This is a genomic window from Poseidonocella pacifica, from assembly GCF_900111875.1.
GTDB classification, from domain to species: Bacteria; Pseudomonadota; Alphaproteobacteria; order Rhodobacterales; family Rhodobacteraceae; genus Poseidonocella; species Poseidonocella pacifica.
Genome location: NZ_FOJU01000003.1, coordinates 441,688 through 460,733, shown reverse-complemented (window position 1 = coordinate 460,733; position 19,046 = coordinate 441,688). Strand labels below are relative to the sequence as shown.

Here is a 19,046-nt window from a genome sequence, read left to right as displayed (position 1 = left end):
CCCAATAGGCCGGGTTCGGATTTCCGTTTGACTCCCCGCCTTGGCGGCGTATAAGCGCGGCTTCATTGGTGTTGGTGGCCCCCGCAAGGGGAACCCTGTCAGGTGCTTGGCAATTGCCGGGTAAACCAGAGGACAACGCCCTTCACTGCCGCCTCCGGGCGGCCACTTCGAAGGAGATCAGCCGTGACCAAACGCACGTCTGCCAAGTACAAAATTGACCGCCGCATGGGCGAGAACATCTGGGGCCGTCCGAAATCCCCGGTTAACCGCCGCGAATACGGCCCCGGCCAGCACGGCCAGCGCCGCAAGGGCAAGGTTTCCGATTTCGGCCTGCAGCTTCGCGCCAAGCAGAAGCTGAAAGGTTACTACGGCGACATCACCGAAAAGCAATTCCGCCGCATCTTTGCCGATGCCGAGCGTCAGCGCGGCGATACCGGTGAGCTGCTTATCGGTCTGCTGGAGCGCCGCCTCGACGCGGTCGTCTATCGCGCCAAGTTCGTCGCAACCGTGTTTGCCGCGCGCCAGTTCGTGAACCACGGCCATGTGCTCGTGAACGGCCGCCGCGTGAACATCCCCTCCTACCGCGTAAAGGAAGGGGACGTCATCGAGGTCCGCGAGAAATCCAAGCAGATGACCGCTCTTCTGGAGGCCGTACAGCTTCCCGAGCGGGACGTGCCGGACTACATCGAAGTCGATCACTCCAAGATGGTCGCGACCTTCACCCGGACGCCCGGCCTGTCCGATGTGCCCTATCCGGTGCACATGGAACCGAACCTCGTCATCGAATTCTACGCTCAGAACTGAGCCTGACCACAGTTCAAGCCAGGGCCGCGACGGGAAACCGCCGCGGCCTTTTTGCTGCTGGCGTCCTCCCTTCGGCATGGTTAGAACGCCAACCAAGCAAGGAGGATCCTTATGGCAGGCATCGCACCGCAGCCCGGCATCATGGAGATCGACCTCTATCAAGGGGGCGCGTCAAAAGTTGACGGTGTGGAGGATGTGGTAAAGCTGTCCTCCAACGAAAACCCCTTCGGGCCCAGCCCCGACGCGCAGGCCGCATTTCGCGCCTCCGCCTCCGCGCTCCACCGCTATCCACCTACGGATCACTCCGGCCTGCGGCTCTCGATCGCCGAAGTGCACGGGCTTGATGCGGAGCGGATCATCTGCGGCGTCGGCAGCGATGAGATCATCGCCTTTCTGTGTCAGGCCTATGTCGGGGCAGGGGATGAGGTAATCCATACCGAACACGGGTTCGCGATGTATCGGATATCCACGCTGGCGGCGGGTGGTACGCCCGTCGAGGTGCGGGAGGCCGAACGGAAAACGGATGTCGATGCGATCCTGAACGCGGTGACGGAGCGGACCCGGCTTGTTTTCATCGCCAACCCCAATAATCCGACCGGAACATTGATCTCCGACTCTGAGGTCGCGCGTCTGGCGGAGGGGCTTCCGGATCATGTTCTGCTGGTGCTCGACGGGGCCTATGTCGAATTCGTCGATGGCCACGACGGGGGGGCGGCTCTGGTCGATTCCCGCGAAAACGTGGTGATGACGCGCACCTTCTCCAAGCTCTACGGGCTCGGTGGGCTTCGTATCGGGTGGGGCTACGGGCCGAGGACGGTGATTGATGTTCTCAACCGCATTCGCGGGCCATTCAACCTGTCGGAGACGCAACTCGCCACTGCCGAAGCGGCCATCCGGGATCGGCAATACGCGGTTTGGTGCCGCAACGAGAACAGCCGCTTGCGCAATTGGCTGGCCGCTGAGCTTGAAGGCATGGGGATCCCCTCGGACGAGAGCCACGCGAATTTCATTCTGGCCCGCTTTGCCGATGCCGAGAAGGCACAGGCGGCTGATGCTACGCTCAAATCACACGGGCTGATCGTGCGAAATGTGGCGGGCTACGGCCTTCCTCAGGCGTTGCGGATCACCATCGGCGACGAAGCGGCATGCCGGCGCGTGGCCGCCGTTTTGCGGGACTTCATGGGGGAGCAGGGATGAGCGTGGTCTACCAACGGGTTGCGCTGATCGGTTTGGGTTTGATCGCGTCCTCCATGTTCTGGGCGATCAAACGGGGCGGTCTCGCGGAAGAGGTGACCGGTTTCGCGCGTACGCCGGAAACACGGGCCACCGCTCGGGAAATCGGCCTGTGCGACAGGGTTTGTGACACGGTCGCAGGCGCTGTTGAGGGGGCCGATCTCGTGGTGCTCTGCGTGCCTGTGGGCGCCATGGGTTCGGTGGCCGCCGAAATCGCACCGCATCTCAAGCCCGGGGCCACGGTGACGGATGTCGGATCAGTCAAGCGCGCAGTGATCGACGCCGTCGCGCCGCATCTGCCGGACGGTGTACATTTCGTCCCCGCGCATCCGCTCGCTGGAACAGAGCACTCCGGCCCGCGTTCGGGTTTTGCAGAGTTGTTCGACAATCGCTGGTGCCTTCTGGTTCCGGCGGAGGGAACCGACATCGAAGCTGTCGCCAACCTGCGAAAGCTATGGGAAGGCATGGGGGCCAATGTTGATGAGATGGATCCCGAGCATCATGATCTGGTGCTTGCGGTCACATCGCACACGCCGCACCTGATCGCCTATACGATGGTGGGCGTGGCCGACGATCTGGGCCGGGTCACCGACAGCGAAGTCATCAAGTACTCTGCCGCGGGTTTCCGGGATTTCACGCGCATTGCCGCCTCCGACCCGACCATGTGGCGCGATGTCTTTTTGTCCAACAAGGAAGCTACGCTGGAAATTCTGGGCCGCTTCACTGAGGAACTCTTTGCCCTTCAAAGAGCGATCCGGACGGGCGATGGCGACCATCTGCACGACTACTTCAGCCGCACCCGTGCGATCCGGCGGGGTATCATCGAGGCCGGACAAGATGTTGATGCGCCGAACTTTGGGCGCGGGAAAGCACAGGTATGATACGCGCGCTGGCGCTGGCAGTTCTGTTGCCCGCGCTGGCCTATGCAGAACCTGTCAAACCCGAAATGCGACCGGCGGCGCCTACTGCGCTTGGGGTCTCGCTCTGGCCCCAACTGCGACCCCGCGAACTCATGCAAAAGTTCATGGCGCGACGTGAGGCGGCGAAACGCGGGTCGGTCTGCGGTGACGCCGAGATCCAAGGGGTCGCCCTTGGCCCGATGGCCGGACGGATCGCCGGATGCGGGATCGATCAGGCGGTTCGCGTGCGCAGCGTACGGGGCGTTTCGCTCAGCACGGAGGCGGTGATGGATTGCCGCACCGCCAAGGCGCTCAAGACATGGATCGTGCGCGGCGCGGAGCCGACCATCGGCTCGACCGGCGGCGGGCTTGCCGGGCTTCGTGTCTATGCGCATTACGCCTGCAGGACGCGCAACAACAAACCCGGTGGCAAGATCAGTGAGCATGGGCGCGGCCGTGCCATCGACATCGGTGGGTTTATTCTTCGGGATGGCCGCGAAATCAGCGTGCTTGACGGGTGGTCAGGGCGGAATGGCCCGGCGTTGCGAGCAATGCACAAATCCGCCTGCGGGCCATTTGGAACGGTCCTTGGCCCCGGCTCGGACGGTCACCATGGGGATCATTTCCACTTCGATACCGCGCTGTATCGAAGCGGTCCTTACTGCCGCTAACGCAGACGGAAAAGCGGAGCTGGGCCGAGGGGCAGGGGGCCTGCACGCATCTGCCCCTCTGTGAATGTCAGCGGGATTTTCAGCCGGTCCTCATCGCCGGACAACCGCGCAAGCAGGCCAAGAACCCCTTCCGCCTGATCGACCAAGTCCCCGGACAAAAGCTCCGCGCCGCGTATCAGGTCGAGCAGGAGGCGCCAGTTCTGCGCATCCAGCGTGATTTCTCCATCCGCGCGCCCATCGGCACCGATATCCAACGCCCCGCTCGCGCGCAGACGCAGATCGCCCCAGCGGGCTTCGGCGCGGTCGAGATTGATCCGTGTCGGTTGTGGCTGGTCGAGCCCATACGAGGCGTTGTCCCAAGCCCGGTCAAAGTCGATTTCGGCATCCAAGGCTATCGCCTCGATCACGGCAGGAAGGTCAGCGCCGGGATCGAGCGTTTTGCGCAACCCTTCTGCGGGGCGCAGATCAGATGCGGCGAGGCCGAGGTGATAGCCAGCATCGCGCACGGGCAGGCGCTCGACCGCGAGCCGGATTTCGGCCACATCGAGAGCATCGGGCCCATCGATCTGAATGTCGCTTGCCACGAAAGTCGCGCGCTCCAGCGGAAAGCCCATGCGCGGGGCAAAGACGATGCTCGCCCGGGCGTCGTCGTGCGAAATGGTCCACGGACCCTGCGGCGAGGTGATCTGCCACTCGACAGGCCACACGGCAATCAGGTGGTGGGGTTTGTACGACAGGGAAAACATCTGGAGGAACGGCGCTTCATAGCCCCAACCGCTTTGGGGCGCGGCAAGGCGCGGCTCGGTCAGGGTCGTGTCGAACCGATTGGGGAACCCGCGCACGGCTACGCGCTCATACCCGGCGTCCCATCCTTCGGCCTGCCGAAGTTCGAACCAATTTGCGACCGTCCGTTTGTGCGCAGATGCCCCGATGAACCAGTAGCCGCACCAGCCCAATCCCGCGACCAGAACGATGATAAGAAGCGCACGCATCGACGGCCCCTTTCCTCCATGCTTCGCTTGGTGTTTACAGGGGGCCGTGAAGAAGGACCAGCAGACATGACCATGTGGGTCTTTGGATACGGCTCGCTCCTGTGGAACCCGGGATTCGAGCCCGCAGAACGACGGCTTGCGACGCTGCCGGGCTATTCGCGCTCTTTCTGCATGCGGTCGATCCATCATCGCGGAACGCCGGAAAACCCGGGCCTTGTTCTCGCCCTGGACGAGGCGGAGGGCGCGGCCTGTGAAGGGGTGGCCTTGCGGGTTCGGCCGGGGGAAGAGGATCCGGTGCTGACCTACCTGCGGGAACGGGAACTCGTCAGTTCCGCCTATCTGGAACGCCACGCGCGGGTGAATCTCGACGATGGCCGCTCGGTCGAGGCGTTGGCCTATGTCATCGATCCCGAACATGTCCAATACTGCGACCTGACGCTTGAGGAACAGGCCGTGGCGATTGCTGGCGCGGTGGGTGGCCGGGGCCCGAATCCCGACTATCTTTACAACACCGCCGCGCATTTGCGTGACCTCGGGATTGAGGATGCCGACCTCAATTGGCTTGACCTGCGGGTCCGGGGGCTCTGCGGCCAGTAATCGCTTGGCTCTTGGGGCGTTTTTCCCTATTCTGCACTGCAACAAAGACGAGTGGCAGGAGCAGGCCCCGTATGACCTCACTGGATCGGACGACCGGGCCCCAGTTTTCACAACCCGTCCGCCAGATCGTCCTGATGCTGGCCGCGCTTGGCTTGTCTGGCGCCGGGGCCTTTCTGGCATTGCCGCGTGTTCTCCCCGTGTTCGAAGCCAATCCATGGCTCAACGGGTTCATCGTCTTTGTCTTCGTGGTGGGCGTGCTCGCGTGCTTCTATCAGGTGCTGCAGATGATCACCTCGGTGCGCTGGATCGAAGGCTTTGCCGCCAACATTCCCGGCCACGAGATGACCCGGCCGCCCAGCCTTCTGGCGCCGCTGGCATCTCTGCTTCGTTCTCGCGGGGCGCATACGCATATCAGCGCGTCCTCCGCCCGTTCCATTCTCGATTCCGTTGCAACCCGCCTCGACGAAATGCGGGAGATCACGCGGTACATCGTCAACCTGCTCATATTCCTTGGCCTTCTGGGCACGTTCTATGGCTTGGCCACGACTGTCCCGGCTGTGGTCGACACGATCCGGAGCCTTGCACCGCAAGAGGGCGAAGCGGGGATCGCTGTTTTCAACCGGCTCATGACCGGGCTGGAGGCACAGCTTGGTGGGATGGGCGTGGCCTTTGCCTCCTCGCTGCTGGGCCTCGCCGGTTCGCTCGTCGTCGGTTTGCTGGAGCTTTTCGCTGGCCACGGGCAAAACCGGTTCTATCGCGAGATGGAAGAATGGCTCTCCACGATCACGCGGCTGGGGTACGCTGGCGCGGATGGCGAAGACAGCGGTGCAGATCAGGCGACGGTGATGCTGCTGGATCGGATGGCCGAACAGATGCAGGCAATGCAGGGGCTTTTCGTACAATCGGATGCACGCCATGCCGCTTTGGAAGAGCGTATCGGCCAGCTTGCCGGCGCGCTTGAGAATGGCGCTGGCGGTGAGACTATGGAACGTGTCGCCACGGCGCAGGAAGCCTTGCTGGAGCATGTGCGCGGTCAGGAGGTCGGCACGGTCGAGCTTGATGCCGAGAGCCGGATGCGCCTGCGGTCCATCGATGTGCAACTTCTGCGTTTGTTGGAAGAGATGACGGCGGGCCGTGCCGAGAGTGTCGATGCCCTGCGCTCCATCTTCGCCGATACCCCACGCGGGGCATCTCTGCGCAGGGGGCCCGGCCCTCAGGGCGACGGCTGACTCATGCCCCTGAATCGCCGCTCCGGTGCACGTTTCCAGAGTTCGATCTGGCCCGGGTTCGTCGATGCGATGACCGGGCTTTTGCTGGTTCTGATGTTCGTCCTGACCATCTTCATGGTGGTTCAATTCGTCCTTCAGGAACAGATCAGTGGACAGGAAACGGAACTCAGCGATCTGTCGCAGGAACTCAGCGAGCTTTCCCGCGCGCTTGGGATCGAGCGGGATCGTAGCGCCGACCTTGCAAGCGATCTTGCAGGAGCGAGGGCATCGCTTTCTGATGCAGAGGCACAAGCCGCCGCACAGTCGGCGTTGATCAATTCCCTCCGGGCCACGCAGGATGAGATGACCACCGCTCTGGATGCCGCCGAGGGCCGGATCATAAGTTTCGAAGAGCAGGTCGTGGGACTCCTCGCGCAGAGGGCCGAGGCCGAAGCGCAGATCACCGATCTGGAAGGCCGGGAACAGGAGTTGCTCTCTGTGCAAGAGGCGCTGAACCTTGCATTGGCGCAGGCTCGGGAAGAGATTGATCTGGCGTCCGAGCAGGCCCGGTTGGCGGCGGCACGCCGAGAGGCACTCGATGCATTGGTTGCCGATCTGCGCTCGGAACAGGCCGAGACAGAGAGTGCGCTTGCAAACGCCGAGGCCGAGGTTGCGGATCTCACCGAAAATTTGAGTGAGGAAGAAGCCGCACGGCTTGCCCAAGCAGCGGCGGCCGAAGCCTTGAGGGCAAGGCTGAGGGATGCGGATGCCGAACTGACGGCCATGGCTCTGTCACTGGAGCAAGAGCGGAAGCGAGCCGAGGAGACACTTACGATGCTTGCCGCGGCGAGGGAGGCCACGGAAGATCTGGATCTTCGGCTCGCGGCCGCTCTAGCGGAGCAGCAGGCGGGGGAGGCTGATCTTGCCGATCTCCGGGCGGAGATGGAGGCGCTCCAGACGAGCACGGCAGAGGAGCGTGAAGCGCTGAGCCGTCGTTTGGCCGCAGCGCTGGCCGCCAAGGCGGAGGCCGAAGCCGAGGCGGAAGATCGGCTGACCGAGGCTGAGGAGCGGCAACGCCTGCTTGCGATGGCGCGGGCTTCGCTCGCTGATCAGGCAGAGATGAGCACGCAAGCTCAACGGCGGGTCGAAGCGCTCAATGCGCAGACGGCCGAATTGCGGCAGCAGGTAGGCGCCTTGCAAGATCTTCTTGATGATGCCCGAGAGCGGGACGCCAACAAGGAAGTCCGGCTGGAAACCTTAGGCGCCGAACTCAATACAGCGCTTGCCCGGGTCGCAGCGGAGGAGCGTCGCCGCCGCCAGTTGGAAGAGGCAGAGCGAGAGCGGCTGGAAGCGGAGAGCGCACGCCTCGCCGCCGAAAAGCAGGATCTAGAGCGCTATCGGTCCGACTTCTTTGGTCGGCTACGTGAAGTGCTTGGCGATCAAGAAGGGATCCGGATCGAAGGCGACCGGTTTGTCTTCTCTTCAGAAGTGCTCTTCCCGGTGGGAAGCGCAACGCTTTCGGACGAAGGCAGGGAGGAAATCGCCAAGGTCGCGGCGATTCTGCAGAATGTCGCCGGAGAGATCCCGAGCGAGATCAATTGGATCATCCGCGTCGATGGGCATACGGACGACCAGCCCATCGCTTTCGGTGCGCGCTATGCCGACAACTGGGAACTCAGTCAGGCCCGGGCGCTATCCGTGGTGAAGTACATGACTCAAGCGCTTGGAATCCCGCCCTCACGTCTCGCGGCGAACGGATTTGGCGAGTATCAACCGGTGAATACCGACGATACCCCTGAGGCCCGCGCGCAGAATCGCCGGATCGAGTTGAAGCTTACCGAACAATAATTTCCGCGAGGGCGATACTTTATGGCGAGCGGCGCCTGCGTCGCCGAACGTTTTGCGGGGACAACGTACCCCGAGGCTCGCGGTCCCGGGGCCAAAGGCGGTCATTGACCGCCCATTCATTTTTCTGGAAGGGGTGTTCGCCAAGGCGAGACTAGCCGTTGAGTGTGAGCGCCGAGTTGCTTTTCTGCGGATGTACTGTTCCTGCAAAGCCTGACCTCGTGAACTATGCGAGCATTGTCCGCATACGAAAAAGGCCGCACCAAACGGCGCGGCCTCAATCAGAAACACGGAAGCTGGTTAGCCAGCGGTCAGAAGGGGCGGCTTCTTGCCCGCAAGCCGAAGCTTTTCCGGGCCTTCTACTACAAGATCAAGCTCGCCGTCCTTGACCCCCACACGCACAATGCCACCCTTCGCCAGTTTGCCGAACAGGAGTTCCTCGGCAAGCGGCTTCTTGATGTATTCCTGGATCACGCGTGCCAGAGGACGAGCGCCCATCTTGTCGTCATATCCCTTGTCCGCAAGCCATTCGGCGGCGGGTTTGGTCAATTCGATGCTGACGTTGCGATCCATCAGTTGAGCTTCGAGTTGCAGGACAAACTTCTCCACCACTTGCAGGATCGTCGATTTCGGCAGCGGCTGGAAGCTGATCACCGCATCCAGTCGGTTCCGGAATTCAGGCGTGAACGTCCGCTCGATTGCGGCCGTGTCCTCACCTTCGCGGCGGTCGCGACCGAACCCGATCGCTGATTTCGCCTGCTCCATTGCACCAGCATTGGAGGTCATGATGAGGATGACATTCCGGAAATCCACGGTCCGACCATTGTGATCGGTCAGCTTCCCGTGATCCATCACCTGCAGCAGGATATTGTAAACGTCCGGGTGTGCCTTTTCCATCTCATCCAAAAGAAGAACGCAGTGCGGGTGCTGATCAACACCGTCGGTGAGCTGTCCGCCCTGATCGAATCCGACATAGCCGGGAGGGGCACCAATAAGCCGTGAAACCGCGTGCTTCTCCATGTACTCCGACATGTCGAAACGCAGGATCTCAACCCCAAGCGTGTCGGCAAGCTGTTTCGCGACCTCGGTTTTGCCAACGCCCGTCGGACCCGCAAACAGATAGTTGCCAATGGGCTTTTCCGGTTCCCGCAAACCCGCACGAGCCAACTTGATTGCCGAGGAAAGTGCCTCGATTGCCGGGTCCTGTCCGAAGACGACCCGCTTGAGCGAGGCTTCGAGGTCCTTGAGCACCTCTGCATCGTCCTTGGAGACATTTTTCGGCGGAATGCGGGCGATCTTGGCGACCACGTTCTCGATGTCCTTGGTACCGATGGTCTTGCGGCGCTTGCTCTCTGCAACGAGGTGCTGCGCGGCGCCCGCTTCGTCGATTACATCAATCGCCTTGTCCGGCAGTTTGCGGTCATTGATATAACGTGCGGAAAGCTCCACGGCGGATTTGATCGCATCGGCGGTATATTTGACCGAGTGGTGGTCCTCGAAGTAAGGCTTCAACCCCTTCAGGATTTTCACAGCATCGTCGACCGTCGGTTCATTGACGTCGATTTTCTGGAACCGGCGGGAGAGGGCGCGGTCCTTTTCAAAATGCTGGCGGAATTCCTTGTAGGTGGTCGACCCCATGGTCCTGAGCTTGCCACCTTGCAGGGCGGGCTTGAGCAGGTTGGAGGCATCCATCGCGCCGCCAGAAGTGGCACCCGCACCGATCACCGTGTGGATTTCATCGATGAACAGCACCGCATCGGGGTGTTCTTCGAGTTCCGTGACAACAGCCTTGAGGCGCTCTTCGAAGTCTCCACGATACCGTGTCCCCGCAAGCAGGGCACCCATGTCGAGAGAGTAGATCGTAGTGTTGCGCAGCACTTCGGGCGTCTCGCCCTTGACGATCTTGCGTGCAAGACCTTCGGCGATTGCGGTCTTGCCCACTCCGGGATCACCAACGAGCAGCGGGTTGTTCTTGCGCCGGCGGCATAGCACCTGAATGCAACGCTCGACCTCGGAGTCCCGCCCGATAAGCGGATCGATATCACCTTTCTGGGACTTCACATTGAGGTCTACACAGTACTTCGCAAGCGCGCTTTCCTTGCCGTCGCCCGCGTCGGTGGCCGTCGAAGAATTTGACGCCTCCTCTTCGGCTTCGGTCGCGCCGGTGACGGGCCTGCGCTCGCCGTAGGCCGGATCCTTGGCAACGCCATGCGCGATATAGTTCACAGCGTCATAGCGGGTCATCTCCTGCTCCTGCAGGAAATATGCCGCATTGGATTCCCGCTCGGCAAAGATCGCCACGAGCACGTTGGCGCCGGTCACCTCGGTGCGTCCCGAAGATTGCACGTGGATGGCGGCTCGCTGAATCACGCGTTGGAACGCAGCCGTCGGGACGGCTTCCGAACCTTCTACGTCCGTCACGAGGTTGGCCAGATCGTCCTCGATAAACTCAACCAGTATCTTTCGAAGATCCTCGAGGTCTACCGAACAGGCCTTCATGACCCGCGCGGCGTCTGGTTCGTCGATCAGCGCGAGCAGCAAATGCTCCAGCGTTGCGAATTCATGTGAGCGGGCATTGGCCATGGCCAATGCCGAGTGGATTGCCTGTTCGAGTGTTGTCGAGAATGAAGGCACGTGACGTGCTCCTCTTATCTTGGTTGCGGGGCGCGTGGGGCTGCTACCTGCAACGATGGACTCATATGGTTAAAGTTTGGTCGATCACGATCAACCTTCAAGTGGTTTCTCTTAACTGACCGCTCACAATTCCTTTCCCCACCGTACATCCGCGTTAATTTTCAGCGGTGCGGGCTGGTCAGTCAGAAGGAGTCTTTCATTTTGCGAACCTTGGCAAAAACCGCGGACGCTTCCGCGCCGGGCATCCCCGCAGCGGCCTGTACCTCGGGGACATGGCCGCGCAAGAAGGGATTAGTAGCCAGTTCTTCGCGCAATCTGGCGGGAACTGTGGGCCTGCCCTCCGCTCGGGACATGGCCACACTCTCTATACGGGAGATAAGCGCCGAGTTGTTGGGTTCAATGGTGCGGGCGAATTTCGCGTTCGCTTCCGTATATTCGTGGCCCGAGTAAATCAGCGTGTCTTCGGGTAGCGCCATCAGTTTTCGCAAGCTGCCCCACATCTGCTCCATCGTGCCTTCGAAGACTCGTCCGCAGCCAAAGCACATCAGGCTGTCAGCGGTGAAGGCGGCACTACTGCCCGGGGCGTAAAAGGCGATATGGCCGATCGTGTGTCCGGACACATCGATGACGTCGAGCTTCTCCGATCCGATTTCAATGGTCTCGCCTTCCGCGACCTGCATGTCGAGGGTGGGTAGGCGATGGGCGTCTGCTTCGGCGCCGATGACCTTCGCAGAGGGGTATTGATCCTTGAGGGCGTCGAGCCCCTGAACATGGTCGTCATGATGGTGGGTAAGCAGCACGAGATCCGCAGCCCACCCGTTTGCCTCCAGTGCTGCGATAATGGGCGCTGCGTCCGGCACGTCGATCACAGCGGTCGTGCCAGTTTCAGGGTCGTGGGCGATGTAGGCGTAGTTGTCCTTCAGACAAGGTACGGTCTTGATCGTCAGAGGCATGGTCATTCCCGTTTCGATTGCTAGACTGGAACCAGCTTGGACGATGAGGCTCCGCTCTGCAATGCATCTGGACGTGCAGGATCTGCGCAACTTCTACTACAGAAGCCACCTCGGTCGGGCCGCTCAGAAGGCGATCCGTGACCGGGTGAGGCTGATATGGCCGGATGTGCGCGGTCAAACCGTCGTCGGCTTCGGGTTCGCGGTCCCTTTGCTGCGCCCGTTTCTGGCCGAGGCTCGGCGCGTCACCGCGCTGATGCCGGGGCCGCAGGGGGTGATGCCCTGGCCAGCAGGGATGCCGAACGTCAGCGTCCTTTGCGAAGAAACCTCGTGGCCGGTGGAAACAGGGCACGTCGATCGGCTTCTTGTTCTGCATGGGCTGGAGACAAGCGAATGGCCCGAGGCCTTGCTATGGGAGGCGTTTCGGGTGCTCGGCCCGGGAGGACGTGCATTGTTCATCGTACCAAACCGTGCGGGGCTCTGGTCCCGCCGGGACGCGACCCCCTTCGGTCAAGGCCGCCCGTATTCGCTGGGCCAGCTTGAAACACAGCTGCGCGATCATCACTTCTTGCCCGAGTCCCATAGCGCCGCCCTGTATCAGCCCCCCTCGTCACAGCGTTTCTGGCGCAAGACCGGTGCGATGTGGGAGCAGGTGGGCCTTCGTCTGTCGACCGTGGTGGCGGGCGGCGTGCTGATTGTCGAGGTCACCAAGCGGGCGCACGGCATAAAAGGGCGCCCGGCAGCCCGCCCAAGGCCGCTGCGAGTTCTGGAGGGATTGGCCGTGCCCGAAGGCCGCCCGATCGCTGGCCGAGAGGAATCGTCGGACATCTGCGCGCCAATGTCGCAGGGTCAAATGGCGCAATAGGTCGCAGTCTGACCCAAACCCCTTGAAAACAACGTTTCGTAAGGGTGGGGAAAAGTGCGGAGCAGGTTGCGGGGTTGAGAAGCCTCTGCTACATCCACGCCTGATTTAATCGCCCTGAGACATGCGGGGCGCCCATACCGCCCCTCAGCCGGTCTTCGAAGAGATGCCGGACCGGGGCCAATGATGTCGAAAGGGTGGACGTGTCCGAACCAGCTTCGATTTCCACTGGCATTGCCGCGCGCTATGCCTCGGCCGTTTTTGATTTGGCCAGCGAGACCAACGATCTTTCCGCACTGGAATCCGATGTGGATTCCCTGAATGCGGCTCTGGTCGAAAGCGCGGATTTCCGTGCGCTTATCAATTCACCGGTCTACCCCCGCGACGAGCAGGGGCGTGCTATTTCCGCCCTCGCGGAGAAGATGGGGCTCACAGGCGTGATGGGCAATACCCTGCGCCTGATGGCGGCGAACCGCCGCCTGTTCGTCCTGCCCCAGTTGCTTGTGGTGCTGCGCGAGAAGATCGCCGATGCCCGTGGGGAAGTGACTGCGGATGTGACCAGTGCGACGCCGCTGAGCGAAGAACAGTCGGCACGTCTCGCCGCGTCTCTCAAGGAACGCGTCGGCAAGGATATCAAGATCAATGCGACCGTCGATGAAAGCCTCATCGGTGGTCTAGTCGTCAAGGTGGGCTCCAGGATGATCGACACATCGATCCGGGCGAAGCTCAATTCCCTCCAGAATGCAATGAAAGAGGTCGGATAAATGGGTATCCAAGCAGCAGAGATTTCTGCGATCCTGAAGGACCAGATCAAGAATTTCGGACAGGAAGCCGAAGTTGCGGAAGTCGGTCGCGTGTTGTCCGTCGGTGACGGGATCGCCCGTGTCTATGGCCTCGACAACGTGCAGGCGGGTGAGATGGTCGAATTCCCCGGTGGGATTCAGGGCATGGCGCTCAACCTCGAGACTGATAACGTCGGTGTGGTGATCTTCGGTTCCGACCGGGACATCAAGGAAGGCGACACCGTAAAGCGCACCAACTCCATCGTGGACGTGCCCGCCGGTGAAGCGCTTCTTGGCCGCGTCGTTGACGCGCTCGGCGTACCGCTTGACGGCAAAGGTGAGATTGCCGCTTCCGAGCGCCGTGTCGCTGATGTGAAGGCTCCGGGCATTATCCCGCGCAAATCCGTGCACGAGCCGATGGCGACGGGCCTCAAGTCTGTTGACGCGATGATCCCGATTGGCCGTGGCCAGCGCGAACTCATCATCGGTGACCGTCAGACCGGCAAAACCGCCGTCGCACTCGACGCGGTCCTGAACCAAAAGTCCTACAACGACGCTGCGGGCGATGACGCCAGCAAGAAGCTCTACTGCATCTACGTCGCCGTGGGTCAAAAGCGTTCCACAGTTGCACAACTTGTGAAGAAGCTGGAAGAGACCGGCGCGATCGAATATTCAATCGTCGTGGCCGCCACCGCCTCCGACCCGGCGCCCATGCAGTTCCTCGCGCCTTATGCCGCAACTGCGATGGCAGAGTACTTCCGCGACAATGGCAAGCACGCTCTCATCATCTATGATGACCTTTCGAAGCAGGCCGTTTCCTACCGCCAGATGTCGCTTCTGCTCCGCCGCCCGCCCGGCCGCGAAGCTTACCCCGGCGACGTTTTCTACCTCCACTCCCGCTTGCTTGAGCGTTCCGCCAAGCTGAACGAGGATCACGGTGCAGGCTCGCTGACGGCGCTGCCAATCATCGAGACCCAAGGCGGCGACGTGTCGGCCTTTATTCCGACCAACGTGATCTCGATCACCGACGGCCAGATCTTCCTCGAGACGGAACTTTTCTACCAAGGTATCCGCCCCGCCGTGAACACCGGTCTTTCGGTGTCCCGAGTGGGCTCCTCGGCTCAGACGAATGCGATGAAATCTGTCGCCGGCCCGGTGAAACTGGAACTCGCGCAGTATCGTGAAATGGCGGCCTTCGCGCAGTTCGGCTCCGACCTCGACGCTTCGACGCAGCGCCTCTTGAACCGTGGTGCACGCCTGACCGAACTTATGAAGCAGCCGCAATACTCGCCGCTGACCAACGCGGAAATCGTCTGCGTCATCTTCGCTGGTACCAAGGGCTATCTCGACAAGATCGCGGTGTCCGATGTTGGGCGCTTCGAGAAGGGGTTGCTTGCGCATCTGCGTGGCAAGCATGCTGATCTGCTCGACTTCATCACGAAGGAAGATCCCAAGATCAAGGGCGAAGCCGAGGACAAGATCCGCGCCGCGCTGGACGAATACGCCGCCGACTTCGCATAAGGGGAAGAGGCAATGCCGAATCTCAAGGATCTAAAAAACCGGATCGCGTCGGTCAAATCGACCCGCAAGATCACCAAGGCCATGCAGATGGTGGCCGCCGCGAAATTGCGGCGGGCACAGGATGCGGCTGAGGCGTCTCGGCCTTACACCGAGCGGTTCAACGCCGTTATGGCGCAACTCGCGGCCTCCGTCGGGGGAAGCGATACGGCGCCCAAACTGCTCGCCGGCACCGGCTCGGATCAGGTACATATGCTTGTGGTCATGACCGCCGAGCGTGGGCTTTGCGGGGGCTTCAACAGCTCCATCGTCAAGCTGGCGCGGCTCACGGCGAGAAAGCTTCTCGCCGAGGGCAAGACCGTCAAGATCCTCACGGTAGGCAAGAAGGGTCGCGAACAGCTCAAGCGCGACTTTTCCGCGTACCTTGTGGATCATGTGGATCTGAGCGATGTGAAACGGCTTGGTTATGCCAACGCACAGGATATCGCGCGTAACCTGCTTGTCCGTTTCGACGCGGGCGAGTTCGACGTGGCGACGATATTCTACTCGCAGTTCCGTTCGGTGATCTCTCAGACCCCGACCGCGCAGCAGATCATCCCGGCGAGCTTCGATGCCACGGATGGCGATAGCGCCGGTACGCTCTACGACTACGAGCCGGATGAAGAGGCGATCCTCGCTGATTTGTTGCCGCGCGGCGTAGCGACCCAGATTTTCGCGGCGCTCCTCGAGAACGGTGCATCGGAACAGGGCGCACGGATGTCGGCAATGGACAGTGCCACGCGTAACGCGGGCGAGATGATCGACAAGCTGACCATCGAGTACAACCGCTCACGCCAGGCCGTGATCACGAATGAGCTGATCGAAATTATTTCGGGCGCGGAAGCGCTCTAAGGACCGGAGACAACAGATGGCAAACGCAAAAGGCAAAGTGACCCAGGTCATTGGCGCCGTGGTCGACGTTCAATTCGGCGACCACCTGCCGGCGATCCTGAACGCGCTGACCACCGACAACAATGGCAAGAAGCTCGTCCTGGAGGTCGCACAGCACCTCGGCGAGAATACTGTCCGTACAATCGCGATGGACGCGACCGAAGGTCTTGTTCGCGGTCAGGAAGTGACCGACACGGACGGCCCGATTTCCGTTCCCGTTGGCAACGCTACACTCGGCAGAATCCTCAACGTCATCGGTGAACCGGTGGACGAAGGTGAACCCCTCGTGATCGAGGAAACCCGCCCGATCCACGCACAAGCGCCGGCCTTCTCCGAGCAGTCCACAGAATCCGAGATTCTCGTGACCGGGATCAAGGTTATCGACCTGCTCGCGCCCTACGCGAAGGGTGGTAAGATCGGCCTCTTCGGTGGTGCTGGTGTGGGCAAGACCGTTCTCATCATGGAATTGATCAACAACATCGCCAAGGTGCACTCGGGCTATTCCGTGTTCGCCGGTGTTGGTGAGCGTACGCGTGAGGGCAACGACCTTTACCACGAGATGATCGAATCCAACGTCATCAAGCCCGATAACCTCAGCGAATCCCAAGTGGCGCTGGTTTACGGCCAGATGAACGAGCCTCCCGGAGCCCGCGCACGTGTTGCTCTGACCGGTCTGACCCTTGCAGAGCAGTTCCGCGACCAGTCCGGTACCGACGTTCTGTTCTTTGTCGACAACATCTTCCGCTTCACGCAAGCGGGTTCTGAGGTTTCTGCGCTCCTCGGCCGTATTCCTTCCGCTGTGGGCTATCAGCCGACCCTCGCCACCGATATGGGCGCGATGCAGGAACGGATCACCTCGACCAAAAACGGTTCGATCACCTCTATTCAGGCCGTCTACGTGCCTGCGGATGACTTGACCGACCCCGCACCTGCAACGACATTCGCCCACCTCGACGCGACCACCGTTCTGAGCCGTGCGATTTCCGAGCTTGGCATCTACCCGGCTGTTGACCCGCTCGACAGTTCCTCTCGTCTTATGGATCCGTCGATCCTTGGTGAAGAGCACTATCAGGTTGCTCGCGACGTGCAGGGGGTTCTTCAGCGCTACAAGTCGCTGCAGGACATCATCGCCATCCTCGGCATGGATGAACTTTCTGAAGAGGATAAGCTGACCGTGTCGCGTGCGCGGAAAATCCAGCGTTTCCTCAGCCAACCTTTCGACGTTGCGAAAGTCTTCACCGGCTCCGACGGCATTCAGGTTCCGCTGGAGAAAACCATCGCCTCCTTCAAGGCGGTTGTTGCTGGTGAATATGATCACCTGCCGGAAGCCGCATTCTATATGGTTGGCGACATCGACGACGTGATCGCGAAAGCCGAAAAGATGGCGAACGAAGCCGCCTGAGGAGCCTGATCAATGGCAGATACGATGCAATTCGACCTTGTCAGCCCGGAGCGCCGTGTCGCCTCCGGTCTGGTCAGGGCTGTTCAGATCCCCGCTGCAGAGGGCGATCTGACGGCGATGCCGAACCATGCGCCGCTCATCACCACGCTGCGTCCGGGAATACTCACTGTCGAAGGTGAGAGCGGCACCGAGCAATATGTCGTGACGGGCGGTTTCGCAGAGATCGGCGAGACCTGCACCGTCTTGGCAGAACGCGCGTTGCCTCGTGGAGAGGTGACGCAGGAAGCCTATGAGGCGCTGGTTGATGAGGCACATGCGGCCTATGAGCGGACGCGTGAAACCTTCAAGAACGAGCCTGGCCCGGTTGACGATGCGGCCAAGCTGCTGTCCGACATGGTGGCTGTAGGGACCCATATCGGGCTTTCTCCGAAACAACCGTCGCTCTGATATAGTCTCAGGCGGTTCGCGCCGCCAAAGACCCAGTAAAAGCCACCAGTCCGGGTATTCCCGGCTGGTGGCTTTTCGTTTGGCCGCAAGAGTGGGGAGAGTGCTGCGACTCTACTGCCCCTGGTGCCGCTGCTAAGTCCTGATGGGAGATAGAGCCGACGCTATATATATTCGGAAGCGCCCTCGCGGGCACCACCGAATGAATTCGGGAAGGTGTGGAGCGTGTGCGCTTCGCTTATCCGGTGGCTACAGAATGCCTTCGTAAGCAGGCGCAAGGGTGTCGGTGTCAAATAGCGAAGACACCGATGTGCCATGCCAGATATTCAGGATGGCCTGTGCAAAGAGCGGGGCAGTCGGCAGGATGCGGATATTCGGCGCGGCGCTGACATCTGGGGTGGCTTCGATCGTATCCGTGATGACGAGGGATTTCATGACGGAATTGGTGATCCGCCCGACGGCGGGGCCGGAAAGAACTCCATGGGAGATGTAGGCGTGCACTTCCGCTGCACCATTCTCAAGCAACACTTCCGCCGCCTTGCAGAGCGTTCCGGCGGTGTCGCAAATGTCATCGACGATCAGGCAGGTCTTGCCGGTCACATCCCCGATCACTGTCATCTCCGCAATTTCGCCGGGTTTTTCTCGGCGCTTATCGACGATGGCGAGGGGCGCATTGACCCGTTTGGCAAGTTCGCGCGCTCGGGCAACGCCGCCCACATCGGGTGAAATCAGCATGAGATCACTCATCCGATCCTTGAATTGCGCGACGATATCGAGCGCAAAGATCGGGGAGGCATAAAGGTTGTCCACGGGGATATCAAAGAAACCTTGGATCTGAGCGGCATGCAGGTCCAACGTCAGGATACGTTCGATACCGGCCCCGACGATCATGTTTGCCACGAGCTTGGCGCTGATCGGGGTGCGCGCCTTGGTGCGCCGATCTTGGCGAGCATAGCCGAAATAGGGGATCACGGCCGTCGTGCGCCGGGCGGAAGATCGTCGCATCGCATCCGCAATGATCAGTAGCTCCATCAGATTATCGTTGGCGGGGTTCGACGTCGGTTGGAGGATGAACATATCCTCGCCGCGGACATTCTCGAAAACCTCGACGAAAATCTCGCCGTCATTAAACCGTTCGACGCGAGCATCGACGAGTCCGACGTTAACGCCGCGATGCATCGACATCCTCCGCGCGATGGCTTTGGCGAGGGGCATGTTGGCGTTGCCCGAGATGAGCTTCGGTTCTGCGGTGGAGGGCATGGCGCGGCGGTTCCC

17 protein-coding genes are annotated in these 19,046 nt (G+C 61.2%); 13 read left to right on the top strand and 4 right to left on the bottom strand.

The genetic code is table 11. From position 1 onward, the window contains the following. The first annotated feature begins 183 nt into the window (after window positions 1-183). The 4 genes from rpsD to BM234_RS10800 all read left to right on the top strand — a co-directional run bounded on the left by rpsD (window position 184) and on the right by BM234_RS10800 (window position 3,607). Window positions 184-804, top strand: a complete 621-nt coding sequence (gene rpsD, locus BM234_RS10815; protein WP_092064507.1) for a 30S ribosomal protein S4 — start codon at window positions 184-186, stop codon at window positions 802-804. A 111-nt stretch (window positions 805-915) separates the two neighbouring features. Then, complete coding sequence (gene hisC, locus BM234_RS10810) at window positions 916-2,001, top strand: histidinol-phosphate transaminase (protein ID WP_092064506.1); 1,086 nt, start codon at window positions 916-918, stop codon at window positions 1,999-2,001. Further along, window positions 1,998-2,918 (top strand): prephenate/arogenate dehydrogenase family protein, encoded by a 921-nt coding sequence (locus BM234_RS10805; RefSeq protein ID WP_092064503.1) that lies wholly within the window; start codon window positions 1,998-2,000, stop codon window positions 2,916-2,918. Before hisC ends, BM234_RS10805 begins: the two co-directional genes overlap by 4 nt. Then, window positions 2,915-3,607 (top strand): extensin-like domain-containing protein, encoded by a 693-nt coding sequence (locus tag BM234_RS10800; protein ID WP_092064500.1) that lies wholly within the window; start codon window positions 2,915-2,917, stop codon window positions 3,605-3,607. The genes BM234_RS10805 and BM234_RS10800 overlap by 4 nt, the downstream gene beginning before the upstream one ends. On the opposite strand, the gene BM234_RS10795 is transcribed toward BM234_RS10800, so the two are convergent. Beyond that, on the bottom strand, window positions 3,604-4,599 hold the full coding sequence (locus tag BM234_RS10795; RefSeq protein WP_092064496.1) for a DUF2125 domain-containing protein: 996 nt from the start codon (window positions 4,597-4,599) through the stop codon (window positions 3,604-3,606). The two genes, BM234_RS10800 and BM234_RS10795, sit on opposite strands and share 4 nt — an antisense overlap. A gap of 66 nt (window positions 4,600-4,665) precedes the next feature. Here BM234_RS10795 and BM234_RS10790 point away from each other — a divergent pair, with 66 nt between their 5' ends. The 3 genes from BM234_RS10790 (at window position 4,666) to BM234_RS10780 (ending at window position 8,252) form a co-directional block, all read left to right on the top strand. Beyond that, window positions 4,666-5,196, top strand: a complete 531-nt coding sequence (locus BM234_RS10790) for a gamma-glutamylcyclotransferase (RefSeq protein WP_092064493.1) — start codon at window positions 4,666-4,668, stop codon at window positions 5,194-5,196. 71 nt (window positions 5,197-5,267) lie between these two features. Beyond that, on the top strand, window positions 5,268-6,425 hold the full coding sequence (locus BM234_RS10785) for a biopolymer transporter ExbB (protein WP_245752586.1): 1,158 nt from the start codon (window positions 5,268-5,270) through the stop codon (window positions 6,423-6,425). Between the two features lie 3 nt (window positions 6,426-6,428). After that, the gene (locus BM234_RS10780; RefSeq protein WP_092064489.1) at window positions 6,429-8,252 is read left to right on the top strand and encodes a peptidoglycan -binding protein; all 1,824 of its coding nucleotides are present in this window, start codon (window positions 6,429-6,431) and stop codon (window positions 8,250-8,252) included. A 297-nt stretch (window positions 8,253-8,549) separates the two neighbouring features. Here the strand turns inward: BM234_RS10780 and clpA are convergent, their stop codons facing one another. After that, window positions 8,550-10,883, bottom strand: coding sequence for an ATP-dependent Clp protease ATP-binding subunit ClpA (gene clpA / locus BM234_RS10775; protein ID WP_092064486.1), 2,334 nt, complete (start codon window positions 10,881-10,883; stop codon window positions 8,550-8,552). Window positions 10,884-11,065: 182 nt separating this feature from the next. Further along, window positions 11,066-11,836 carry a hydroxyacylglutathione hydrolase gene (gene gloB, locus BM234_RS10770; RefSeq protein ID WP_092064483.1) on the bottom strand — a complete coding sequence of 257 codons (771 nt, stop codon included), beginning with the start codon at window positions 11,834-11,836 and terminating at the stop codon, window positions 11,066-11,068. A gap of 61 nt (window positions 11,837-11,897) precedes the next feature. Here gloB and BM234_RS10765 point away from each other — a divergent pair, with 61 nt between their 5' ends. The 6 genes from BM234_RS10765 (at window position 11,898) to BM234_RS10740 (ending at window position 17,774) form a co-directional block, all read left to right on the top strand. After that, window positions 11,898-12,698 (top strand): class I SAM-dependent methyltransferase, encoded by an 801-nt coding sequence (locus BM234_RS10765; RefSeq protein WP_245752618.1) that lies wholly within the window; start codon window positions 11,898-11,900, stop codon window positions 12,696-12,698. Window positions 12,699-12,898: 200 nt separating this feature from the next. Continuing rightward, entirely contained in the window at window positions 12,899-13,459 is a 561-nt protein-coding gene (locus tag BM234_RS10760) for a F0F1 ATP synthase subunit delta (protein WP_092065205.1), read from the top strand. Next, window positions 13,460-14,998, top strand: a complete 1,539-nt coding sequence (gene atpA, locus BM234_RS10755) for a F0F1 ATP synthase subunit alpha (RefSeq protein WP_092064480.1) — start codon at window positions 13,460-13,462, stop codon at window positions 14,996-14,998. 12 nt (window positions 14,999-15,010) lie between these two features. Next, on the top strand, window positions 15,011-15,886 hold the full coding sequence (locus tag BM234_RS10750; RefSeq protein ID WP_092064477.1) for a F0F1 ATP synthase subunit gamma: 876 nt from the start codon (window positions 15,011-15,013) through the stop codon (window positions 15,884-15,886). A 16-nt stretch (window positions 15,887-15,902) separates the two neighbouring features. Further along, window positions 15,903-17,327 (top strand): F0F1 ATP synthase subunit beta, encoded by a 1,425-nt coding sequence (gene atpD / locus BM234_RS10745; protein ID WP_092064474.1) that lies wholly within the window; start codon window positions 15,903-15,905, stop codon window positions 17,325-17,327. A gap of 12 nt (window positions 17,328-17,339) precedes the next feature. Then, window positions 17,340-17,774 (top strand): F0F1 ATP synthase subunit epsilon, encoded by a 435-nt coding sequence (locus tag BM234_RS10740; RefSeq protein ID WP_092064471.1) that lies wholly within the window; start codon window positions 17,340-17,342, stop codon window positions 17,772-17,774. Between the two features lie 246 nt (window positions 17,775-18,020). Here the strand turns inward: BM234_RS10740 and BM234_RS10735 are convergent, their stop codons facing one another. Beyond that, on the bottom strand, window positions 18,021-19,031 hold the full coding sequence (locus tag BM234_RS10735) for a ribose-phosphate pyrophosphokinase (protein ID WP_092065201.1): 1,011 nt from the start codon (window positions 19,029-19,031) through the stop codon (window positions 18,021-18,023). Window positions 19,032-19,046 lie beyond the last annotated feature (15 nt).

Coding starts and splice junctions, on each gene's coding strand:
- hisC (WP_092064506.1), top strand. CDS start 916: ATGGCAGGCATCGCACCGCAGCCCGGCATCATGGAGATCGACCTCTAT.
- BM234_RS10805 (WP_092064503.1), top strand. CDS start 1,998: ATGAGCGTGGTCTACCAACGGGTTGCGCTGATCGGTTTGGGTTTGATC.
- BM234_RS10800 (WP_092064500.1), top strand. CDS start 2,915: ATGATACGCGCGCTGGCGCTGGCAGTTCTGTTGCCCGCGCTGGCCTAT.
- BM234_RS10795 (WP_092064496.1), bottom strand. CDS start 4,599: ATGCGTGCGCTTCTTATCATCGTTCTGGTCGCGGGATTGGGCTGGTGC.
- BM234_RS10790 (WP_092064493.1), top strand. CDS start 4,666: ATGACCATGTGGGTCTTTGGATACGGCTCGCTCCTGTGGAACCCGGGA.
- BM234_RS10785 (WP_245752586.1), top strand. CDS start 5,268: ATGACCTCACTGGATCGGACGACCGGGCCCCAGTTTTCACAACCCGTC.
- BM234_RS10780 (WP_092064489.1), top strand. CDS start 6,429: ATGCCCCTGAATCGCCGCTCCGGTGCACGTTTCCAGAGTTCGATCTGG.
- gloB (WP_092064483.1), bottom strand. CDS start 11,836: ATGCCTCTGACGATCAAGACCGTACCTTGTCTGAAGGACAACTACGCC.
- BM234_RS10765 (WP_245752618.1), top strand. CDS start 11,898: ATGCATCTGGACGTGCAGGATCTGCGCAACTTCTACTACAGAAGCCAC.
- atpA (WP_092064480.1), top strand. CDS start 13,460: ATGGGTATCCAAGCAGCAGAGATTTCTGCGATCCTGAAGGACCAGATC.
- BM234_RS10750 (WP_092064477.1), top strand. CDS start 15,011: ATGCCGAATCTCAAGGATCTAAAAAACCGGATCGCGTCGGTCAAATCG.
- atpD (WP_092064474.1), top strand. CDS start 15,903: ATGGCAAACGCAAAAGGCAAAGTGACCCAGGTCATTGGCGCCGTGGTC.
- BM234_RS10740 (WP_092064471.1), top strand. CDS start 17,340: ATGGCAGATACGATGCAATTCGACCTTGTCAGCCCGGAGCGCCGTGTC.
- BM234_RS10735 (WP_092065201.1), bottom strand. CDS start 19,031: ATGCCCTCCACCGCAGAACCGAAGCTCATCTCGGGCAACGCCAACATG.